Annotated in this window: 18 protein-coding genes and 1 pseudogene; 6 read left to right on the forward strand and 13 right to left on the reverse strand. The window is 65.5% G+C overall.

All coding sequences use genetic code 11. The annotated features are described in order from the left end of the window. The first annotated feature begins 1,067 nt into the window (after nucleotides 1-1,067). The 3 genes from AC5Y7D_RS23180 to AC5Y7D_RS23190 all read left to right on the forward strand — a co-directional run bounded on the left by AC5Y7D_RS23180 (nucleotide 1,068) and on the right by AC5Y7D_RS23190 (nucleotide 3,822). The gene (locus AC5Y7D_RS23180) at nucleotides 1,068-1,412 is read left to right on the forward strand and encodes an amino acid aminotransferase (protein WP_499928089.1); all 345 of its coding nucleotides are present in this window, start codon (nucleotides 1,068-1,070) and stop codon (nucleotides 1,410-1,412) included. A 130-nt stretch (nucleotides 1,413-1,542) separates the two neighbouring features. Continuing rightward, nucleotides 1,543-2,436 carry a hypothetical protein gene (locus AC5Y7D_RS23185; RefSeq protein WP_499928090.1) on the forward strand — a complete coding sequence of 298 codons (894 nt, stop codon included), beginning with the start codon at nucleotides 1,543-1,545 and terminating at the stop codon, nucleotides 2,434-2,436. 381 nt (nucleotides 2,437-2,817) lie between these two features. Further along, nucleotides 2,818-3,822 carry a three-Cys-motif partner protein TcmP gene (locus tag AC5Y7D_RS23190; RefSeq protein WP_499928218.1) on the forward strand — a complete coding sequence of 335 codons (1,005 nt, stop codon included), beginning with the start codon at nucleotides 2,818-2,820 and terminating at the stop codon, nucleotides 3,820-3,822. Here the strand turns inward: AC5Y7D_RS23190 and AC5Y7D_RS23195 are convergent. From AC5Y7D_RS23195 to AC5Y7D_RS23215, 5 genes are all read right to left on the reverse strand, one after another. Beyond that, nucleotides 3,819-4,559 (reverse strand): DUF5131 family protein, encoded by a 741-nt coding sequence (locus AC5Y7D_RS23195; protein ID WP_499928091.1) that lies wholly within the window; start codon nucleotides 4,557-4,559, stop codon nucleotides 3,819-3,821. The two genes, AC5Y7D_RS23190 and AC5Y7D_RS23195, sit on opposite strands and share 4 nt — an antisense overlap. A gap of 457 nt (nucleotides 4,560-5,016) precedes the next feature. Beyond that, entirely contained in the window at nucleotides 5,017-5,241 is a 225-nt protein-coding gene (locus tag AC5Y7D_RS23200) for a ribosome modulation factor (RefSeq protein ID WP_499928220.1), read from the reverse strand. Between the two features lie 117 nt (nucleotides 5,242-5,358). Further along, nucleotides 5,359-9,252, reverse strand: a complete 3,894-nt coding sequence (locus tag AC5Y7D_RS23205; protein ID WP_499928093.1) for a DEAD/DEAH box helicase — start codon at nucleotides 9,250-9,252, stop codon at nucleotides 5,359-5,361. A gap of 103 nt (nucleotides 9,253-9,355) precedes the next feature. Further along, nucleotides 9,356-9,751: a hypothetical protein gene (locus AC5Y7D_RS23210; RefSeq protein WP_499928095.1), complete on the reverse strand. Its 396-nt coding sequence runs from the start codon at nucleotides 9,749-9,751 to the stop codon at nucleotides 9,356-9,358. A gap of 89 nt (nucleotides 9,752-9,840) precedes the next feature. Next, nucleotides 9,841-10,035, reverse strand: a complete 195-nt coding sequence (locus tag AC5Y7D_RS23215) for a hypothetical protein (RefSeq protein ID WP_499928097.1) — start codon at nucleotides 10,033-10,035, stop codon at nucleotides 9,841-9,843. A 147-nt stretch (nucleotides 10,036-10,182) separates the two neighbouring features. On the opposite strand from AC5Y7D_RS23215, the gene AC5Y7D_RS23220 reads away from it, so the two are divergent. The 3 genes from AC5Y7D_RS23220 (at nucleotide 10,183) to AC5Y7D_RS23230 (ending at nucleotide 11,625) form a co-directional block, all read left to right on the forward strand. Continuing rightward, nucleotides 10,183-10,665, forward strand: a complete 483-nt coding sequence (locus AC5Y7D_RS23220; RefSeq protein ID WP_499928099.1) for a hypothetical protein — start codon at nucleotides 10,183-10,185, stop codon at nucleotides 10,663-10,665. Nucleotides 10,666-10,679: 14 nt separating this feature from the next. Further along, nucleotides 10,680-11,099 carry a hypothetical protein gene (locus AC5Y7D_RS23225; protein WP_499928101.1) on the forward strand — a complete coding sequence of 140 codons (420 nt, stop codon included), beginning with the start codon at nucleotides 10,680-10,682 and terminating at the stop codon, nucleotides 11,097-11,099. A 121-nt stretch (nucleotides 11,100-11,220) separates the two neighbouring features. Next, the gene (locus tag AC5Y7D_RS23230) at nucleotides 11,221-11,625 is read left to right on the forward strand and encodes a hypothetical protein (RefSeq protein ID WP_499928103.1); all 405 of its coding nucleotides are present in this window, start codon (nucleotides 11,221-11,223) and stop codon (nucleotides 11,623-11,625) included. A 47-nt stretch (nucleotides 11,626-11,672) separates the two neighbouring features. Here AC5Y7D_RS23230 and AC5Y7D_RS23235 read toward each other — a convergent pair whose 3' ends face one another. From AC5Y7D_RS23235 to AC5Y7D_RS23270, 8 genes and pseudogenes are all read right to left on the reverse strand, one after another. Then, on the reverse strand, nucleotides 11,673-11,801 hold the full coding sequence (locus AC5Y7D_RS23235) for a hypothetical protein (RefSeq protein WP_499928105.1): 129 nt from the start codon (nucleotides 11,799-11,801) through the stop codon (nucleotides 11,673-11,675). Nucleotides 11,802-11,939: 138 nt separating this feature from the next. Further along, a pseudogene (locus AC5Y7D_RS23240) lies at nucleotides 11,940-12,056 on the reverse strand (hypothetical protein); the annotation flags it as partial. A gap of 212 nt (nucleotides 12,057-12,268) precedes the next feature. Continuing rightward, nucleotides 12,269-14,107 (reverse strand): type VII secretion AAA-ATPase EccA, encoded by a 1,839-nt coding sequence (gene eccA / locus AC5Y7D_RS23245; protein WP_499928106.1) that lies wholly within the window; start codon nucleotides 14,105-14,107, stop codon nucleotides 12,269-12,271. A gap of 18 nt (nucleotides 14,108-14,125) precedes the next feature. Further along, nucleotides 14,126-15,712, reverse strand: coding sequence for a type VII secretion protein EccE (gene eccE / locus AC5Y7D_RS23250; RefSeq protein ID WP_499928107.1), 1,587 nt, complete (start codon nucleotides 15,710-15,712; stop codon nucleotides 14,126-14,128). Between the two features lie 5 nt (nucleotides 15,713-15,717). Further along, a complete protein-coding gene (mycP, locus tag AC5Y7D_RS23255) occupies nucleotides 15,718-17,424 on the reverse strand; it encodes a type VII secretion-associated serine protease mycosin (protein WP_499928109.1) in 1,707 nt (568 codons plus the stop codon). A gap of 10 nt (nucleotides 17,425-17,434) precedes the next feature. Beyond that, nucleotides 17,435-18,943 carry a type VII secretion integral membrane protein EccD gene (gene eccD, locus AC5Y7D_RS23260; protein ID WP_499928111.1) on the reverse strand — a complete coding sequence of 503 codons (1,509 nt, stop codon included), beginning with the start codon at nucleotides 18,941-18,943 and terminating at the stop codon, nucleotides 17,435-17,437. After that, a complete protein-coding gene (locus tag AC5Y7D_RS23265) occupies nucleotides 18,940-20,265 on the reverse strand; it encodes a MinD/ParA family ATP-binding protein (protein ID WP_499928113.1) in 1,326 nt (441 codons plus the stop codon). The genes eccD and AC5Y7D_RS23265 overlap by 4 nt, the downstream gene beginning before the upstream one ends. A 152-nt stretch (nucleotides 20,266-20,417) precedes the next feature. Beyond that, the gene (locus AC5Y7D_RS23270; protein ID WP_499928115.1) at nucleotides 20,418-21,320 is read right to left on the reverse strand and encodes an ESX secretion-associated protein EspG; all 903 of its coding nucleotides are present in this window, start codon (nucleotides 21,318-21,320) and stop codon (nucleotides 20,418-20,420) included. Between the last annotated feature and the right edge of the window lie 67 nt (nucleotides 21,321-21,387).

The following is a 21,387-nucleotide window of genomic DNA, read 5'->3' on the forward strand; positions in this document are numbered from 1 at the left end:
GCTGCAGCGGCCACCGTCGTACCCGAAGCTGCTGCGGTAACAGCGGTTACCAACACCGCTCAGCGGCTGCACCAGCGCTCACCTGCCCCCAGCTCGTCTCCGCAGGCGCAGCCTCCCCCGCACACACGCGGGCCCGCCGCACCAGACGCCGCCGTGGACATGTCCGGCTCTGCGTCAGGTCGCCCCGGTACCAGCAGGCCCGCCGCGGCGATCGGAGCCAGTCGCTCGACCCGCGAACCACCCCGACCGGACACTCCATCCGAGGACCCGCCGGTATCAGGCCGGGAGTAAACATCAGCACGTTAACGCCACGGGATGCCGTGCGAGAAGTCCTACCCGCTTCCGTGCTGGTCAAGCCCCGGGGCCGCTACACGGGTCGGAGGTCAACCGGATGAGGTTGGGCCTGGTTGGGGGCAACGCCCGTTCAGGGGCGGCGTGAACGGCGGGTTGATCGTCAAGAACGGCCGGCGGAACCGACGGGCCCGGGTCTGGGCACGAATCGATGGCCACCTCACAACGCTTCGTCGCCGCCGCCGGCGCCGAAACCCGCGCCGGCGCAGCACAAAACCCCTCTACACTCTTATCCGCGAACACACTGACACCGCCCGTCGCTCACAGCTGGATCACTGGACCACAACGCCACTGTGTGGACCAGCTCGCTGACAAGTTCTTAATGGGCCCTGCGCGGGCGTCCCGTCGGCCAAAGCGTCGACTGGTTCAATCCCAGTATCGCGCACCAGGCTTCACCTGCGGTTTCATTGGAAAAATCGGTCTGCGTGACCTAAATATGACCTGACACGGCGCAAACCCTGTACTTCGGGGCGGCGCGCCGAGCCCTTCACCCCGCGCCGTTCCGACCGGGGATGCCTGGCCCCCAAGCCGCCGAAAGTCGGCGCGATGCTCCCGTTGACGTGGCACCGTCCATCATCCGTCGGCCTTCCGCGCGATGCGACATATGCGCCCGTCGTGACATACGCCAGATTTCGGCATTTGCACCAGTAGCAACATATGTCCGAGTTATGTTGCAGCACTTGAAAATTCGCTATCTGTTGGGTTAGCTTGGCCGCATGACAACTCCCTGCACCCCGCCGGCCGACCCCGAATCAGTCGCGCTCGACCTCATCGTCCGGATAGCCGAAGCCCTCCCCGGCGGCGCCCCCGCGCTGCGCGCCGCTTTGCAGAATTTCGCCGGCGCACTACAAATCGAGGGTGCGCTGGGCGGCAACGCCACGATGGCCGACGCCCGACTGGCGGCAGCGACGATCGCTGAGGCGGCGCTGACTGCCGACGATCCTGTCGGCGCGCTGCGGATCCGCGCTGCGGCGATGCGCGCCGGGTGCTGGGACTGCGCCAATCCCGAAGGCCTCGCCCTGGCGCTCGACGGCGCCGCGAGCGTGCCGGACGTCATGTGAGCGGGCCCGCGCCGCGACCGTTCCCACCGAGCGTGGGCCCGGCTTCGTCGCGGCGTACTTCGTGGCTGAGGATCGAGCCCGGATCGCCCTACATGACAATTACGCTGACGGTGACGAGGACGGGGTAGCAATGAGCGAGTACGAATACGAATGGGGCCATGCAAATGTGGCCTACCCGGATTGGGTGGGCACAGCGCAGCTTGATCAGAAGCTGACCGGGCAGGTAGACATCTACGACCTAACTGGCGTTGACCGAGACGAGTGGCGCATCATCGGGCTCGATTTCGGCGGCGGCGAGACTGGGATGCACAACCCTCACGTGATCGCGGTGCGGACCTCAGAACTGGCCGAACAACGGATCTACGAGATGCCAGACATTCGGGCGGCGGATATCCAAATCCACGGCGTAGAGCCGTTCGAGTTGCTCCAACGAATAACGCACCTACTGGACATGCGCCTTCGCATCCGCTCGGTCCGCGATGCCAAAATTACGATCACCGAGCTTCTGGACGTGCCTCCCCAGGACGAGCCAGACGATGCGGTGCCCGACGAAGTAGCGCCTGACGAACCGGCCCCGGCAGAGCCAGAACCGGAGGATGTTCTAACGCTGGCCGCCCAGGTGATCGTCCAAGCTGACAAGCTACAGCCCAAAGCTTTTGAGCGGGGCTACAACATCACGTTCAACATCTCGGGACAGCTTGGAAGCGATGAAGATCCGGTAGCAGAGTATTTCGTATGGCGTATTGATCAACGCCCTGACAACAACGACGCCCGGTCGTTCTCCTCGGCACAAGATGTTCAGAGATATCTCACTGAACTTGCTCAACTGCCTCGATATCGTCTTGACCTGCTCGATCCGCAGGTCCGCGAGGAAACCGATGGCGAGCAGCCCTACTTGGTCATCACTGACACGCGGTCCGGCAACGAACTTCACATTCGCGTCATGGATATCGAAACGGGCACTGAGCTGTTCATGCACGCCGCAGAGCCACCGGGCGGCAGTTGGGTCTTGGACAACCCGTAGCCGTTGGCATTTGGATCGACCCTCCTACACACCGGTCACCAGCAGCTCATTGCTGTCCGGTGTGATCCAACGTCGACTGGGGTGGGCGAGCTAGTGGCTAGCGTACTGCCCGAGCATTGGAACACGCATAAGGCTGCTCGGGCACTCCAAGAGCACCGCGAACAGCAGAGCGGTTCACCGCGGTCGACGACGACGAGATACGCGCCGCTGCAATGGCTGCCGACTGGTCGGTAGATGACGCCGCCACATCTGTTCGGCGTAATGATGGCGCTGCGGCGACGTTACGGCGCTGCGACGACATTTTGTCCTGTTCCGGTCCTACAGTCGGTTGAAGGGGGAACTACCCAATCCACAAGTCAGCCGTCTCCGAGGGGGAACACCATCAGTCTCAACCCTCGCTCGTGGTCGTATTGGACGCGCAACAAGCTGGAAATCCTCGCTGACTACCTTCCCGCCTTCACTACAGCTTCCGGCAGGTCCCCCGAGCGGATCTACCTCGACCTCATGGCCGGCCAACCCAAGAACATCGAGCGCTACACGGGCGCCGAGTTCGACGGCTCACCCATCGTCGCCATGAACACCGATCCGCCGTTCACCCGGCTCCGATTCGGCGAGCTGCGGCCCGGCCGTGCCCGAGCACTCGAAACGCATCTGCGCCAGACATACCCCGGTGACACGCGGTACGACGTCGTGCAGGGCGACTGCAACGTCACCATCGACGGCATTCTTGCCGGACTCGCCGACGTCGCGTGGGCACCCACGTTCGCCTTCGTCGACCAGCAGGCCGCCGAGGTGCATTGGGAGACCATCCGCAAGCTCGCTGCGTTCCGGCGCGACCCGAAGAATGGACGCAAGGCCGAGATCTGGATCCTCATGTCGCCGGCGATGATCATGAAGGGCGTGCGCGGGCAGGGCGGCGTCCCCTACGAGCGGTACCGAGAGCAGGTCGATCGACTCTACGGTGGCGGCGATTGGCGCCAGATTCTGCGCGCCCGCGACGAGCACAAGTTGACGGCACCCGAGTATCGCAACCAGATGATCAACCTGATGCGGTGGAAGCTGCAGCATGAACTCGGATATGCAATCTCGCAACGTATTCCGATGCGGATGCCGAACAAGATGGAGATCTATGACATGGTTTTTGCCACCGACCACCCAGTCGGTGACAAGATCATGCGGCATCTATACAACAAGGCCGCACTGCGCGAACCGGAGATGATGCGACAGGCCAAGGAAGCCAAGTCGGGCCAGTTCTCATTGTTCGACGACGGGGAGGTTGGCGCCGACGACGAAGCAGGCCAGGAACTCTGGAAACCAGAGCCGTGCTGGGACCCCACGAACGCCGACTGGTGGAGTTACGACGACTATCTGGACGAGAACCGCTAAACCGCGGCCGGCATCTCGTCCCAGCGTCGGCCGTCCAACTCGCGTCCTTCGGCCTTCGGCGTCCGGCCGCCCCACTGCTTGAAGAAGAACGCAACCCCCGCGTCCTGGCATGCGTCGCGGATGTCGCGCACCCATGCGCCATCAACCGGACGATGATTCGCGCCGGACTCGCCACCGGCTATGACCCAATGGATTCCGGCAAGGTCGAGCCCGTCGAGGGGCCCGATCAGCGGCTCACACGACAAGAAGCGAACGGCAGCGGGAACGTCGCGCAGATGGTCGATCCGGGGTAACGCGTCCGCATTCTCCACCGAGACGCCCATCCACAGATTGCTTGGCCAGTCGAGACTTTCGCCGAGCCGGCGCAGGCGCAGGCTGCGCTTGGTGAGCACCTGATAGGTGTGCTGCGGCGTATCCCGGCATACGTCGAACACGTCCCGGATGAAACTCACCGGCACACGCGCATGAAACAGATCGGACATCGAGTTCACGAATACAGTGCGCGGCTGGCGCCAGCGACGCGGCTCGTCGAGTGCCCGCGGATGCACGGTGACGCCGAAACCTGGTCCTGATGTACGCGGGTCACCGTCATTCTGATACTTCTCAGAACCCATGGCCTTCAACCGTTTTGCCAACGTCATGGCATAACAGTGGTCGCAGCCCGCGGAAACGCGATCGCAACCGGTCACGGGATTCCAAGTGGCTTCGGTCCATTCGATCGCCGATCGGTCAGCCATGCGCCACCTTCTGCAATACGTTTCGTTGCGTTTTCACTGTAGGACAGCGCGTTCGGCGAGCGCGTCAGGATCGCCGACTCCGCGTTGTCGCAAGTCATGCAACACTATTCGATCGCAGACGATATCGGCAGGGTGCGACAACCCACTGGGCGGCGGTCCGCGCGGCCACCTGTCACCCGAAGCGGCGACAATGCGTGCAGCCGGGGTGACGTGCCATGGCCGGCCCGCAATTGGCCTGAGCCGTTGCATTGAGCACTTGGAACCGTCAGGAAAGTTACGCACGGGACGGTCGCCTACTACGTAAGGTTGAGTTCGAACGCTGCACGCCAGCGTGAAGGAGGACACCCATGTCGAAGGACCACAAGCTGCCTGATCTGGTCGTGTATTGCTCAACGTGCAAGGGATCCCGGGAGGTGACTCGCACGATCGGTGAATTGCACCAACTGGTGTGCGGGCACTACGAAAAGCGCCAGAGGGCCTGACCAGGCGATCGCGCCGCTGCGGCTCGCACGGCAAGGTAGCGCTGCATCGCCGGCCCAGCGTGTATACGGACGAGCAGCATTCGCCGATACCCGCGCATCCACAACTTCGCCAGTACCAGCGAGCGGCCGGCGTACGGGTTGCGTGCGCCGGGCTCTGCCAGTGAGCCCTCGTACAGGGCGCGCGTCGCCTCCTGCCGCATCGTCACTCGACCATCATGTAGCCATGCCGGTCCCGTCCGGCTGATCCCACGCCGACGACCAGGACCACGACGTCCATCAGGCGGCAAACTCCACCTCGGAGGAAGTCTGCGCAGCAACTATCGTTTGGGCTCGGGTAGCCTCCCGTCCCATGCCCAGCCGGGCAAAGCCTCCAGTCGCTTGCGTCGTTCCGGCGGCATGGCGTCAGCGCGCGCGTCAGTCCGTTGGACACTGACCCACTGGCCTAGTCGTATCCCTTGTTCGACATGCTTCTGCGGCACTCGTGAGTGGCCTTCGCGAACGGCAAACTTTTCAAGGAGTGCGCACCTCTCCTCCCACAGATCCTCTGAGAGGGCCCACGTCCACCCTGGTAGCTTCTCCAACCTGCGTTGCCGCTCGGAACTCAACGTGCCTTTCTTGTAGGCGCTTTTTTGCGTACCTATCCATGACGCGACTTGGATCCCGTCGACGCAGTAGCGATAGGGAACCCGAGCAGTGCCATTACGATCGGCGAACCGCTTGAGGAGTTCATATGTCCGCTCCCACTGGTCGGCTTTCGTGTCCCAGGTCCAGCCGGCAAGTGTCTCCAGCCGACGCGCCCGATCGTCACTCTGCCTTCCTGCCCGGTAGGCGGTGCGTTGGGTACCCACCCAGGAACCCAGCGAGTAGTCACCCTGCCGGTACCTTGGTGGGGGTGTGGCGCCGTCGTGGTGCTTCATGTAGTCCACGAGATGTCGGAAGCCTTCCTCCCACTTCGACTCGTTGACATCCCAGACCCAGCCGGGCAGCGACTCCAATCGCTTCGCGTACTCGGGCCGAAGTGAGCCCTTCAAGTAATTCGTTCGCTGGTTGTTGACCCAACCGCCGAGCCGGTATTCGTCTTGAATGAAGGAGTGCGGCACGACGCAGTCGCCGTGAACTGCGGCGTACTCCTGAACCTTTGCGAAACCCTCCTCCCACGCGGCCTCGTGGGGGTCCCACACCCACCCCGGCAAAGCCTCCAATCGGATGGCGCGGTCGTGCCGTAGAGAGTCTTTGGCGTATCGGGTCCGCTGTGTCTGTACCCAAATCGCCAACTGATCGGCTTTGTCAGAGCCGCGATTGGAGCGTGGTACGCGAGCGCTGCCGTTGACGCGGACGTAGTCCTCAAGAGCGGAATACCAGTAATCCCACTGGGAGTCGCGCGGATCCCAGGACCAGTCGCGCAGGGCCTCTAGCCGCGCCTGACGTTCCTCGCCCATATCGCCGTCGCGATAGACAGTGCGTTGAATGGTGACCCACTGCCCGAGTTTGTAGCCGTCGGCGGACCTAAATGACTGCGACACGAGGGCGTCGCCATGCTTCTGCACATACTCCTGAAGGTGGCGGAATCCTTCCTCCCACTGGTCGGTGACTGCGTCCCAGATCCAATCGCGGAACTCCTCCAGTAGGCGAACACGGGCAAGATCAAGGTTGCCCTTGTTCCGGCGGTATCGCTGTTGCGCCACCCACTGCCCAAGGCGGACTCCGTCATACATCTCCTTCGCGGCTGGTCGCGTGTGGCCGTGTTCGGCGACGTATTTCTTTAGTAGGGCGTACTGAAAGGACCACTTGTCGCTTCTCGTATTCCAAGTCCAGTCAGGCAATGCTTCTAACCGCTGTATTCGCTCCGCGGGGAGTTCCCCTCCTGAGTGCGCGGAACGTTGCGTTGTGACCCACGCGCCGACCTGGAATCCGTTGAAGGCACAGTCCTTCGGAACGCGAGCAGTGCCGCTCTGCTCGACATAATCCTGGAGTCTCGCGAAACCTTCCTCCCACAGGGCGTCACGCGGAGTCCATGTCCAACCAGGCAATTCCTTAAGCCTCTTTTGCCGTTCTTGAGACAGCCTCCCGCTGTTGTAATGGGATCGCTGCTTGGCTACCCAGGCCCCTAGCCGGTTGTCGCCGACGGTAAACGTGTACGCGGGACGGGCATGACCGTGATCGGCGACGTAGCCTTCCAATAGCCCGAACCAGAACTCCCACGGCGCAGTAGTCGCATCCACCATGTGCACCCGGAAGGCGTTGACAAAGTCCTCGCCCACACCGGCCGGCACATCGACGCGGATCTTGCTGGGGAGTTCGGGCCTGCCGCCCTTGCGGCCCATCTCCCGTCGCAGGGCGTCGAGCTGCTCACCGAGCTCAGTGTCGTGCGCCCGAAGGGCCTTGATGACATCCCAAACCGGCTTGAATGCCGAAGAGTCCAGCGCGACCTGGGCGTCTTCCTCGGTGTCGATGAACACTGGGATGACGACGGTGCCAATCGTTTTGGTTTTGGACTTGCGGATGGCGCGACCCACCGCCTGCACGATGTCCACTTCTGCGCGGCGCGGGTCGATGAAGGCCACCCCATCGAGGGCGGGGACGTCGACTCCTTCGGCCAGACATCGCGCGTTAGCAAGCAGGCCGCGTTCCCCATCATCGAGTCTCTTGAGGTGCTGGATCAACGTGGCGCGTTCGCCGGCGGACATCTCACCAGAGGCGTACTTCGACCACAGCGAGCCCTTGGGTCGGTGCCGGGCGGGCATCCAGTCCAGTACGGCAGGCATCGACCCGGCGAACTCACGTGCGGCCTTGACCCGGCCGTGGAAGCTGATCACTCGGTGCAGATCGAACTTGCGCATCGCCTTCGCCAGGCCGATCTGCCCGGCCAGTGATCCGGCATCGGTGATTTTCTCGCCGTCGAAGGTCACCAGGGTGCCGCGCTCCGCCCAATCGAGGTAGGTGGCGTCGTCCACTCCAATAACTGCCACCTGATAATCGGTGAGCAGCTTGCGGTCGATGGCTTCACTGAAACTCAGCCGATGAAACACCTCACCGAATCGGGCGTGGTCGTCCATTGACGCGATCTCATAGTCTGCGTCCTTGGCCTCGCGCAGTATCCGGCCTGTGAAGTAGCGCGGCGTAGCGGTCATAAACAGGCGCCAGCGCGCCCTGATTTCCTCCGGGTCTAGGACCGTGGCAAAGTCCGATGACACTGATCCAGCGCACCGATGAGCTTCGTCGGCTATGACGAGATCAAACTGAGGCACCCGGCCCAGATTGAACGCTGCCGCGATCTGTGGGGAGGATTGATAGGTGGAGAACACGATGCGTGGGCCCGACCGCTTCCGCAAGAACTTCGCGATCACTGCTGGGTCGGTGGTCACCGGCACACCCATATCGCTCGTGTGCGACACCGCTGCGTCTTCGCCGAGACTGCCGACAGTCTCGTCGCTGCACACCGGCAGCGCGGCGAAAGGCCTCTTCCGATCAGCGGTTTGCCACTCCCGCATGGTCTGCTTCAGAAGCGACAGCGAAGGTACCAAGACCAGCGCGCGTTCAGCCTTGAGTCTTTCGGTGATGAACCAGGCGGTCAGAGTCTTGCCGGTGCCACAGGCCATGATGAGTTGGCCGCGATCACTGGTCTTGAAGCCCTTCACAACTTCGTTGATGGCCACGCGCTGGTAGTCCCAGGGCTTTTTGGGTTTCGGCGGCTTCGAAGGCCTTAAGGCAGCCGGGGTGCTGGGCCAGTCGAGGTAGTCGTCGGCTTCGCGCAATTGAGTTAGACCGATGAAGGGGATTCCGAGGTCATCCATCAGGCGCGTCGCGATGTGGTGGCGCTTGTCGGTTGTGGCGATAAGCAAGCGGTGCGTGAATTTCGACCGGCTGGACTCGGCGACGAACTTGTCCACGTCACGCTTGCTGATGCTGTGCGACGATCCGTATGCCTTGGCCTGGATCGCCCACAACTTGCCGTTGTTGTCCTCCGCGACCAGGTCGATGCCGGCGTCTATGCCCCTCCGGCCCGGCCAGTCGTCCCACAACCACACCCGCCGAAGAAGCGGCCGGTAGGTCGGATCGTTCTCTAGGAACCACTGGCAGACGGACTCAAACTGCTTTCCCCGCCGACGATTATCGTCGGGGTCGAATTTCGCGCTGAGTTCACTGAACGTCCCCACGGCACCGAGACTAGAGGCCACGGATTTGCTGTCTGCCTTGATCGGCTCAATCAAATGAGCAGACCTGCGAAGCGGCAGCGTGTTCGCAAACGATGCCGCTGCTATTTTCGGGCATCCACAGCTTTGCGAGCACTACCGACCGCCTGGCAGTCGGCGCTCAGATCATCGACTCGTCCCACGACTCGTCCGGCCTGTTCCTGATCGCCTCTAGCCAGTCACCCGACGTGTCCCTCTCAGGAGGCGGCCGGTCAATCTCCGCGATCGCCTCCGAAAGTTCGCGTGACTGCTTGATCAGCGCAGCGAACGCCGGCCCCGTCGTCGCCGGGTCGTCGAGCACTCGGGCCACACGCGCTTGCAACGCCACCAGGAGCTGACGACGGTCGCCGGACCGAGCAGCCGCCGTCACCGACACCGGCGTCGCCTTCCGGGGCGTCCGCTTCGCCGACGCCGCCTTCCGGGCCGGCGCCTTCCTGGCCGCTGCCTTCCCGGCCGGCCCCGCGCCATCGCCCTCCTTCACAGCCCGCAGTGCCGGCCGCCGTTTCCGCTCGGTCACGTCGTCCTGCCGTACTCAAAAAAGAAAACTGATCGGGCGGGGGGATATTTGCCTATGCCGAGAATGGCGGCGTGGGGGCCCGTCGGGGGTCACCCGCCCTGGGGGTGCCGGACGGCGCGTAGGTGCCGGCCTGCGGGCTGTGTGGCGGCCAGTGTGAGGCTCCGTTTGTGGTGGTCGTACGCGTTGAGTGCCGTACGGAGGCGGGCGACGTCCTGGGCGTCGAGGTCGTACGGGCCGATTTCGAGTTGCAGGCCGGCGGCGTTGTGTGTCAGCCGTATCGGCATCGAGCAGTACGAGTCGGATTCGTCGATGAATCACGCGGCGGGGAAGCCGAAGCAGCTGCGCTCGCGTACGTAGGTGTCTACGACGGTCGTCGGGGGGCGATGATCGTCGACGTAGTGGCCTCACGGCAGCGCACATACGCTACGAAGGTGAAGCGGATCGTCGCCGACTGGATAGACGCGAACGACGAGCCCACGATCGCCTGGCTCCCGCAGCACTCGGTGGAGCCGTCCCGGTACAGCCTGTCGGTTGCAGAGGCGGAAACCATTGCCGTGGTGGCTCAGCGGATGCGGAACTTCGCCGTCTCCGAGGGTATGGAGGACCCCGTCGTTGAGGACGGTGTATGTAAGTTGTGGGCCGACCGTTACCAACCTTTCGACTTAGCACCTCGACTCGACCCCGTGGTCGGATCAGTGAGCGGCATCGGCCTGGCACTGTGGTCTTACATGAGGATGCGCTCGGGCGCTGACGCCATCAAGATCGATGTGCGTGTGAAGAGGGCGCTGCGTGCGTCAGGGTTCCATGTCCCGAATGACGACTACGCCGCCCATGTCATCGCTAAAGCGGCCGCCGCCGAGATCAACGTGTCGCTGCTGGTGCTCGACCAGTTGCTGTGGACATTGGACAGCTGAGATAGGTCGTGAACGTGACAGACGAGCCCTCCGACTCCCTCCTCTCGGCCCTGACGAAGGCCAAGATCACGTCCGAGAACCACCCGTTCATACGGCGGCTCACCGACGCCGTCGGCATCTCCGGGTATCGCGCAGTGGAGAGGTCCGACAAGCCGTACGTCATCGCAACCCGCCGCGACGGGCTCCGCGATCTGCACATCTATTGGGGCTATACGACCGGATTCACCACCAAAGAGGAAGCCGTTCGTGTCGCGGGCGGTGTGGGCACAGTCGGAAGCAGCAGTTCACCGAAGGGCACCTGGTACGTGACGCATCCCGTGAACAGGGTCTACTCCGGCGCTGAACGCTCCCGCACTGTGCGGCGCGAAGCGGGGTTGTGCCAAGGCTGCCGTCAGCAGTTGCCGATAACAGGGGTATGCGACAACTGCGAATGAAAACGTCCTCGCCAGTCGCTACAACCGCCAGGGGTAAGAGTTGGAGCAAACACCAGAGCAAATACCAGGGTCTGCCGAGAGTGGAACCCGAAACATGAGCACTGCCAACAAAATTCGTTTGGTGCAGACGGGTCTGGGCGCCACCGTCGCGGCCTTCGCCATATCGGTCGTCGTGGCCGGCCACTGGTGGACTACGCCACCGCCACCGCCACCGCCACCACCTCCGCCGCCGTCAGTCAACGTTCCACTGCTGAAGCAGGAGGTCGTCGGGCTGTTGCGAGATCGGTTAAACACCGACGACGCGTTCAAGGAATACGGGATCACGGTGGCCGACGACATGACGCTGATCAACATCGACATCAACAAATACGACGGGCTGGCAACTGTGCACACGCGCAAGGGCACCCAAAAGTTCCTCGAGGTCATCGTGTTGGCCGACCCTAGTGGCGCGATGATGTACCACATGGACCCTGGGTCGGTGACAAGCCTGATCGAGGCGGCCAGCAAGGAGAAGCAAGGCGGCTAGTAGCGCCGGCCGGCGCAGCCCCCCATTTCCTTAAATGTTGCGGGCTCTCAGTAAAACCACTGGCCGACGTCGGCGGTTTCGCGGCTGGTGTCGGCGCTGTGATCCACCTCCGACAAGGGCACTGCGGTCTCGTCCGGAACGCCGGCCATACCGGGGTCGGCCTGGATGAGGGACACCCAGCGCTTGCGGGCGCCGCGGTGATCTTGCCTCTGTTCACGGCGTCATCTACCGCAGCCTCCACCTTGGCCTTGGTAGCCGGATACGTGTCGTCCCAACCGGGGAATAACTCGTCTGCTGACCACTCGGGAGGCAGAAAGTTTGAGGGCATCACGTCGTGACAGCCTTGGGATGCTGGGCCAGGTACACCTCGCCCATACCCCCAGACCCCAGAACCGGACAGACTTGTACCCAGCGAAGGTCTGTGAGTTCACGCACCCGCCTTTTCGCCCAGCCAGTATCGATCTGGCAAAAGCTGGTACGCATACTTGAACCGTTCCGCGCGATCCCCCACGGATTTCGGGCTCTTCCGGGGTTCCTGCCGATGCCGTCGGGGCTACTTGGTCGTTAGCTGTGAGGTCCAGCGACCCGCTGCAGGTGTTGACGGGAGTAGTCCGGCAGCCGGTTCTTCGATGCGTGCCGCTAGTCAGCCATGTCGTTCACGTTTTTCTGACACCGCCGCGCGGAAGCCTTCGGCCAAATCTTCACCGGTGAGCTCCCGCAAGCTCCGCAGTTGCTCCTCGGTGATGTTGACCTCGTCGCTGGCGAGCAGCTCGTCGAGTTCGGCGGTATCAAGGCGGTCATTGCGGTGGTCACGCGCCTTTTCCACGACGTTGCGGACGAACCCGGCATTGCCCAGCTTGTCGATCTCCCGGACGAGATCACCGTCAGCCGTCATGGTTTGCTCGGCGTAAAACCTTTCGAACTCGGGTCGCAACACCTCGACGGCTTCGTCGGTCGTGACATCGTCATCTTCGCTGACCATCAACTTGGTCAAGCCGATCAGCTCGGCCGGGGTATAGCTGTGGAACTCGATCACCGTCGAAAAGCGCCGCCGCAGACCCTGATTGACTGCGAGCATTTTCTCTGTGGCCTTGGCGTAACCCGCACCGAACACGACCAGTTCCTCGCGATGATTCTCCATGTACAGCAGCAACGTGTTGATGATCGCGTTGCCGTAGGGATCACCTTGGGAGTAGCCGGTCTCATGCAGCGTGTGCATTTCGTCGAAGAACACTGCCCCGCCGAGTGCGCCCTCGAGCATTTCCTCGGTGTTCTTCTCCGCATCAGCCATGTAGCGGCCCAACAGTTTTGTGCGGCTGGTCTCCACCACCAGCGGTTTGCGCAGCACCTTCAGACCGCACAGCTGCTTGGTGAATGCCCTTGCCACCGACGTCTTCCCGGTTCCAGGCGGGCCCAGCAGCAGCGTGTGGCGTGAGGTGATCGGCACCCGTAGCCCCACCTTGGAGCGTGCCAGGTTCACCTTCGTCGTCGACCGGATGCGTTTGATCTCTCGCTTGGCCGTGTCCATGCCCAGCATCGCGTCGAGTTCGGCCTGGCCCTCGGCCAAATACTGAGAGGCCATCTCGGCGTCACGGGCGACTTCGTTATCGCGGGGGCTGGGGGCGCTGGCCGGATCCCAAGGGTCGGTGCGGGACTCGATAGTCTCGGGATCGGTCAGGACCAGACGCCGCGTAGGGTCATCCATCGCCTGGCGCGCCGGCGCGAACTTCGGATCCCGCGAATACACCCGCCGCAGCAACTGCGCGGCCTCGGCCTCCCGGTTCAGGTGGCGCAAACACATCGCCTGCGTGTACAGGATCACGGTTGTCGCCGGCGGCACCCGAACCTCGCGTGCGGCGTGCTCGCCGCGGCGGAAAGCGTCTTCAAACACCCCCAGCGACGCCAGTGCCGTGGTGGCCATCGCTGTGGCTGCGCACTCGTATTCCGGCCGGTACCAACGCTTGTCCGCGGGAAACGCCCGCAGCACATCAGTCCAGCGTTGAGCGCAGAAATGCAGCAGGCCCGACACATAGCGATGCAGGTCGGCATCCAGTGGATCCGCCGGCGTGCCCCCGGCAGTGAGCAGCTCGTCGGCCTGGCCGTAGCTGTGTTCGCGGATCAGTACGGTGGCGAACGCTGCGCGCAGGGAATCCGCCGAGAAGATCGGCAGTTGCAAGAACAGCCCATCGAAGACCGCGGGGCGAAATTCGGTGCCCGCCAACCCGAGTCGGCGGATCTCCCACCCGTACGACTCTGCGGCCCCCCACGCGCCGGCTAGGACCTCCAGGGTGTCTTCACCGGTCAGAATCCTCCCCAGCCATCCATCGCACACACTGGGATCGGTCCGCGTCACCGTTGCGAACATGTCGCGGGCCACTCGATCGTTGTGACTGGGCACCAGGCCGCCCACACCGATCCCCGACGCCAACAAGCCGCGGCGAAACGCGCTGCGCGCCGGGCTTTCCGCATCGATGCCTGCCATCGCTGCTCCCTCGGGTCTTCAGGCGGCCCGGTGCGGCCGGGCATCGACGAGATGGCGTTCGTAGTCCAGGTCAATGCGCAGACGGTACCGGAACGCCCACGTTCGGATGACGGCGCTGCGCGGGCCATCCTGCTCGAGATGGATGTCGGCGCCGCTGGCCGTACCGGCGGGCACGGTGCGCACGGTCACGGCCGCCCCCTCCGGGGCTGTGCCGGGCACCTGGTCATAAACGACCATCCAGCGCCGCCATGTCGGCGGCAACTGTTCGTCCAGCCCGCCGGGCCCCACCAGCGCCAACCCGGCCCCGGTGACCTGATTCCACTGCTGCGGCCTGTCGGTGTGCACCAGAACCTGATAGCCCGTCGCGGCCGCGCGCAGCGCAACCTGGACCGTCAACGCGAGCTCACCGGCGATCGTCACCGTCGAGGCCGCCGTGGGGGAGCCCAGATCGACTAACAACGGATGCCCGGTCGCGTTACTGCCCACGATGATGCCGGTAGCCCCGATCGCGACGTCTAGCGACTCGGCGTCATCGCTGAGTTCGCGGGACGGCACCGCCAAAGGTGCGGTGGCGGTGATCGATCCGGCCGCCAACCCCACATCATGGCGGCCGGTCAGCGGGTTCAATCCGCTCAACGGCGGCTCGGGCAGCGGGCCGCCGGTGTGATAGCGCACCACCACCCCCACTGTCGTGGCACCGTCGGGGGTCGGGCGCAGCTGCACGGTGACCGCCGTCGCATCGGTGTCCGCAGTCCACAGCCGGTCCACGGTGTCGCTGGAAATGTCTTGCGGTGACATCCAATAGGTCTGCACATAGCCGTTGGGATGACGCAGCCGACCCCACCCGCGGCGAAGCGCTGCCGGATCAGCCCCGGCCAACAGCTCCACGTCAGCCTCCCGTATCTGCTCAGCCGCCAGTACCCGCGCAGGGCAGCGCCGGCTGGTGAGTTCCTGGGCCAGCCACTCCGCCGCGGCTCCCAACGTGGCCGCCACCGACTCCCTCCACAGGATCGCCCGGGCGCTTCGGGTGGCGTCGAATCGCGCGACCAGCCAAGTCCGGCGCTGCCCCACCGCCGGATGATCGCCCACCAGGCTCGAATACACCGCCGCGTAGTTGTGGTGTCGCGCTGAAGCCCGGCGCATTCCGACACTGACAATGTCGATCGCATCCAGGGTGACATCGAACTGGCGCAATCCCTGCGCCACCGCGGCCACCGGCAACGTCGCCAACGAGGCGACCCGATGGTGGTCCAGAGCCGACGGGCTGTGCGCTTGGCCGTCCACGGCCACCACCGCGACCAAATACGGCCCCACACAGCGGATTCCGACCGGCCCCTGCCCGTAGCTGCGGTCATAGTCGGCGGCCTCGCCTGCCGGCGCGCCGACCGCAGCGCCCCGAGACGTCACCGTGCGCCACGCCAACGTCAACAGCGGTGCGCCCCGCCAGCGCAGCAGCGCCGACACGCTCAGCGCTGCCGCCAGCACGGCCCCGACCCACCAACCAGCCCGGCCTGCCACGGCGCTGCCAGCCCACAGCAACGCCACATCGGCGACAAACACCGCCACCACGCGGGGCCATCCAAAAGCCGCGCCCAGCGCGAGCATCGGCCTCATCGTTGCCCCCTGCTTCGCATCAGTGCCGCGCTTCCCAACACCGCGCTGCACACCACCGCCAGCGCCCCGACGCCGCCTGCGGCGACCCACACCGGAGTCATGTCGCGGCCCACCTTCGGTGGTGCGAGCACCAATGGTGACGACAACCGTTGCGGCCCAACCGGTTCCCCCGGTGCAATGTCATAGGTCAACGCGGCGACCGGGTCGATGATCCCGTGCCCGACCCGGTTATCCGCCCCGCGGCCCGGGGCCCGCGCAGTCGCCAACATGCGGTTGATCACCTGATGAGCGGTCAGCTGGGGATACTTGGCGCGCACCAGCGCAGCAACCCCGGACACGATCGCCGCCGAGAACGAGGTCCCGACCGGCGCCACCATCGTGTTGTCCCTGCCTTCAACGGCATTCATCAACCCGTCCTCGCGCGGTGACACGCCCTCGATATCGGTGCCCGGCGCAGCAAGCGACACCCACGGCCCGGCCATGCTGGTATCCAGCGGCGCACCCGTGGCATCCACAGCACCCACAGTCATCACATAGTCGGAGAACCATGCCGGGGTAACCACCGTCGTCACCCCCGCCCAGTCCCGAGGATCGTTGGGAGTCAACGGGTCATACACCGGGTTCTGTTTGCAGTCACTGTTACCGCTGTCCCCGCTGTTGCCCGCCGCCGCCACGATCACCGCGTTACGGTCCACGGCGGCATAGCGGATCGCAGCCCCCAGTTCACGCTGGTCGATGATGTTCGTCGCGCTCATGCACGACACTTCCGAGATATTGATCACCGCCGCGCCCAGATTGGCCGCATGAACGATGGCCCGTGCCATAGTGCGGATGTCGCCGGCTTTGCGCCGCGTCGCCGGGTCCTGGTCCCCGCCGAATGCATCCTTGGGGCTGAACGCCCGCGAACTCTGCCTGATCGCGATGATCTGCACACCCGGGGCCACCCCGCTGAACCCGTCCGCCGCAGGGGGCGGGGGTCCAGGGGGCGGGCCGGGCGGCGGCGGTTCACCACTGGTCGCAGGCGCGGGGTCCTGCGCGGCGCCCGGCACTGTGATCGGCGGTCGCACGCCGGCCCCGGCCGCGGCGATCACCGGCGAAGCCGACCGGTGCCACAGCGCCGGCCCCTCCTCCGGCGGCGGTGGAGGAGGCACCTGCAGCGTCACCGTCTGCGGCGGCGGCGGGGGCGGTGGGGCCTCGGTGGTCGGTGCCGAGTCGGGCCGACGCGTCTGCCGCGGCGCCGGTAGCGGGGTCTTGCCGTCGGCGGGGGCGGCCGCAATCAGCGAGGCCACCACCGTGCCGTGAGCATCGCAGTCCGACAGGCCATCGCCGCCGGCCACCACGTAATCCCCGCCGCCGACGAGATCGGGCAGTCGCGGATGCGGACTGACCCCGGTGTCGATGACCGCCACCTTCACTCCGCTGCCGCGCCCGAACCGCCACGCCTCAGCCAAATCCAGCATGTCCATGAAATGTGGTTGCACCCGGTAGTCGGTGCCCGGCAGCGTCCCCACCCGCGTGCAGTAAGCGCCCTGGCGCATCGGCTGATCCGGACCGGGCGGGCGATCGGCAGGCAACGCGGCGACGTCGATCTGCGGCGGCTCCACCGCCGTGGCCGTCGGCGCGGCAACCCACATCGCACTCCCACTCAGCGCCGCCACGCTCAGCCCCGCGGCGACCGTCTTGCGGCAACCCTCCACCGACATCACCGCCCGCCTACCGGTACCGGATCGCGGCCAGCACACCCATGAGCCAGAACCCCAACGGGAAAACGGCGGCCAGACAAAGGTATTCGATCCACTCCACGACTTTGCGGAACGTCGGGGTGTAAAACCGGGTCGGCACCACCACCCCGGCCACCAGTCCCGCCACCGGCACGGCAATCATCGCCGAGGCCCCGACCACCAACGCCGTGACCGTCCACAACCCCACCACGTAACGGCCCGCCACACCGCCCACCACCGCGACGGGCGCCGCCGCCAGCACCGTGGCCTGCCACCGATCGGTGAACGACCGGCCCCGCAGCAGCACAGCCACCGCCGCCAATCCCGCAACCAGCAGCGGCAGCCATCGCCGCGGCCCATGCGGATCGCACAAGCCCACGCAACACACCACCATCAGGGTGGCCGTGGCGATCAGCAGCCCCGACAAATAGGCGTGGGCCCGGTCGGTGCACACCACCACTTCACGCACCGACTCCGGCCCGTCATAGGTGGCGAGGCCGCCGGCGGCCACCACCTTGTCTGACGGCAGGTCCGGGCGGGTCTCAAAGATCCACCGACCCGACGCCGACGGGAACACCGGCAACCGGATCCCCGCCGCCCACCGCGCCACGGTCGGCGCCAGGTGCATCATCAGCACCGACGCCAGCAGCGCAGTGGTCAACAGGGTCACCGCCGAGGTCACCAGGAACATGCGCGCCAGCGCGGCCAGACCGGCCGCCGCACCGGCCACGACCACCGCTGTCCCCAAGGTGATATAGCGGCCGGTGAACCGGACAATCAGCACCGCCGCGCTGATCAGCGTTGCCACACCCAGGGCCGCATGCGGCGCCCCGACCGGTCCCGGCACCACCGCTGCGGCACCCACCCCCGCCGGTACGGCACCGGTCAGCAGCAGCGTGTCGCCGATTCGGCGAGGTTCCGTGCGCCTCGCGCGCGCCACGATGATCATCGCCGCGGTGACCAGCATGACCGCCAGGGCGCCGCAGAACAGGCTCGGCCACCACCCCGGGTGGCCATAACGCCACGCCAGCATCAACACCGAGGCGCCCAGCACGCCGGCGACCACCATCGCCGCCCCGACCCGCCCCGCCCAGGCCGGCGTCAGACCCGGCCACCGCCTGGTGAGCTCCTCGGCCACCGCCGAGGTCACATGTTCGACCACATTGATCCGCGCCTCACTGTCAGGCACGAACCGAAGCCACAGGCGCGTGCCGTCGCGGACACCCTGATCGGCCAGCGATCGCGATGGTTTGAGCGCGGTGCCGTCCACCCAGCACAGCGCCCACCGGCCCCGGTCCTGCCCGGCGGTCATGGCGGGGCGCCCCAGCTCGTCGAGCCGGGCATTGATCACCTCGACCAGCGCCGACATCTGCACCGACACCGGCGCGCAGGCATCCAGAACCACACCGACTTTGGTCGTTGCGGCCGTCACCGCCACCAGCACCCGCGGCGGTAACACCGCCGCCGGTGTGCCCGCGGCGTCGTGCTGCTCGGCGCTCACCCGTGCAGCGCTCCTGCGGTGGGGAATCCGTCGGCCAGTTCGGCGGCCAGGTCGATCAGCGCAGAGCGCGTCCGTGGTCGCAGCCCACCGAAGTCCAGCGGCTGCGCGTCGCGAAGGTGCGCGTCGAAGGGAATGACCTTCACCGCCGCCACCCGCGGACCCAATGTTTGTGTGACGTGCGTGATGAACTTCTTGTTCGCGCACCGGTAGGCGTCGTTGAGCACGATCACCGAACGCTTCAACAGCTCGTGCCCGTTGCGGGCGGCTAACCAGTCCAGCGTCTTTTCGACCGCCAGGCCCCCTTCGATGTTCATCGATCCCACGATCATCAGCGCGTTTGACGCCGACAACACCGACGGGATGACCGGATGGTCGATTTCAGCCCCGCAGTCCACCAGTGACAGCTGATAGAAGCCTTGGGTGCGCGCGATGGTGTCGGCGAACGTCTCCGGTGTCAGGGTCAGCGGATGGGCCACGTTCTGGTTGCCGGCCAGGACCTCGAGCCCTTCCTCGTTGTGGCCGAAAAATTGCCGGGCGATGCTGTAGCTCGTCAAGTCGCCGTGTCCCAGGAATTCCCGAATGGAGGACGGTGCCTTGGTGCCATCTGAGACCAAGCGGCCCAAGCCCCCGTAGGTCGGGTTGCCGTCGACGGCGATGACCGGTTCGTTGCGGAACTTGCGCAGTGTGGTTCCCACGGCCGCGACCAGCGTCGTCTTCCCCACACCGCCCTTGATGGAAATGGCGCTGATCTGGTAGACGCCCGGGATGTTGGTCGTGATCCGTGCCGTCTGGTCCCGCAATGTCCGCTCGGCCGGGCCCGCGCCCAAGTTCACCTGATGCATCGTCGCTGCGTAAACCGCTTTGCGCCAACCCATTTCGGGTGGCCGCCGGCGCTGCTTGACGACCTCGCCGACTTGAATCTGCCGGTGGCCGTATGCCGCGGCATGAGGGTCGGCCTGCGGGGCCCACCGCTGGGCCGCGGCGGCTACTTCATGCTGGTGCACGGCCGGGAGCGGCGGCGCCGGCTCGGGCCGGTTACCGCTGTCGGGCAGGTGCCCCACCCCGGCGGCCCCGGCTCCGGTGGGCGGGGCAGGCGCCGGGGGCGCTGCGGTGCGTTCGCTGGCCGGCGGCGCGAATGACGGCCCCGAGGGCAGCGGCGCCACCTGAGGCGGTCCCGCGGTCTCGATCCGGGCCTGCGGCGGCGCGACAGGGGCCGGCATCGACGGCGCACCCGGCTGTGGGGCCGGGCCGGCGGGATTGGCGCGGTCCGGGCCATCCGGGGGCAGGTAGCGCGCCATGAAATCTGTATTATCGGTAGTCATTCAGTAACCCCATATAGTCCGTTCAGTGTGACCGTCTGCGCCAATCTTATGACGCGAATTCTCGCTATACCACGGCCACCCGATATTTTCCGCGAATCTGTTTGCTGGAATCTCTTCTGTCATGGCCGGCTGTGTCACGAGGCGGTACCCTTTCACCCCATTCTTTCGTGGGTGTCCCAGGACTTCACCGGCACACTGTCCAGAGCCGACACCACCCCGTGACGCACTTGCGCCGCATTCGCCGGACCCACCGCCATCCACTGCTGCTGGCTACCGCGCGGCGGATTCACCCGGTACAGCGCCACCCGGCCCGCGTCGGTGTCGCGCAAGTCCAGTACCGACTCACCGGGTGCCGTCGTGGCATCGATATAAGCCCGCCCGTAGAGCACCGCCTCGGCCACCGGCTCCTCGAGCGCCTGCGCCACCTGCGCCAGCGCCGGCCCGGCCAACCCGACCGACCTGAGCGCCGCCTGGCGGCTGGCGGCAGTACTGGCCCCGGCCAATTCGGCTGCCGCACTGCAGATCCCGTCCAACGGCACATTCACCGCGCTGATTGCCGCAGGCTCCGCGCGGTGCACCGAGTCCAACGCCTCACACACCAACCGGCTTAACCAGTCCGGATCCACCACGGCGCAGTCATTGATGGTGACGTGTGAGTCGGCACGCACCGCCGACGCCCAGCGCCCGTCCCGGCGGGCCAGCACGATCCTGAGTTGCCCCTCCGGGATCGAGCGCCAGGTGGCCGGATCGTCCAATGCCACCGGGGCTGACCAGCTCATCGGCCCCTGCGCCACCAGGACGATGACCTCCACGTCAGGGGTGCCCAGCACGCGCATGCGGGCTGCGATGTCCGGGCGCACGACGGCGCCCTCGTCGCAGATGCCCTCATCGACGAGCACACCCAGACCCGGGTGCTGCATCACCCACTCCATCGAGCGCGGCTGCCCATAGGGCCGGCCGCGCAACTCCGGAGCAAGCCGACCCACCCCCAGCAGCGCCTGTAGCAGCCACAACCCGTCGAGGTTGACGGTGATGTCACCGGCAGTCCCGTTCACCGCGCCAACTCACCCTTCCTCAACGAAACGCGGCGGCACCAACAGGTGCCGCCGCGCCGGGGCCGCC

This window comes from Mycobacterium sp. NGS49 (assembly GCF_059812565.1).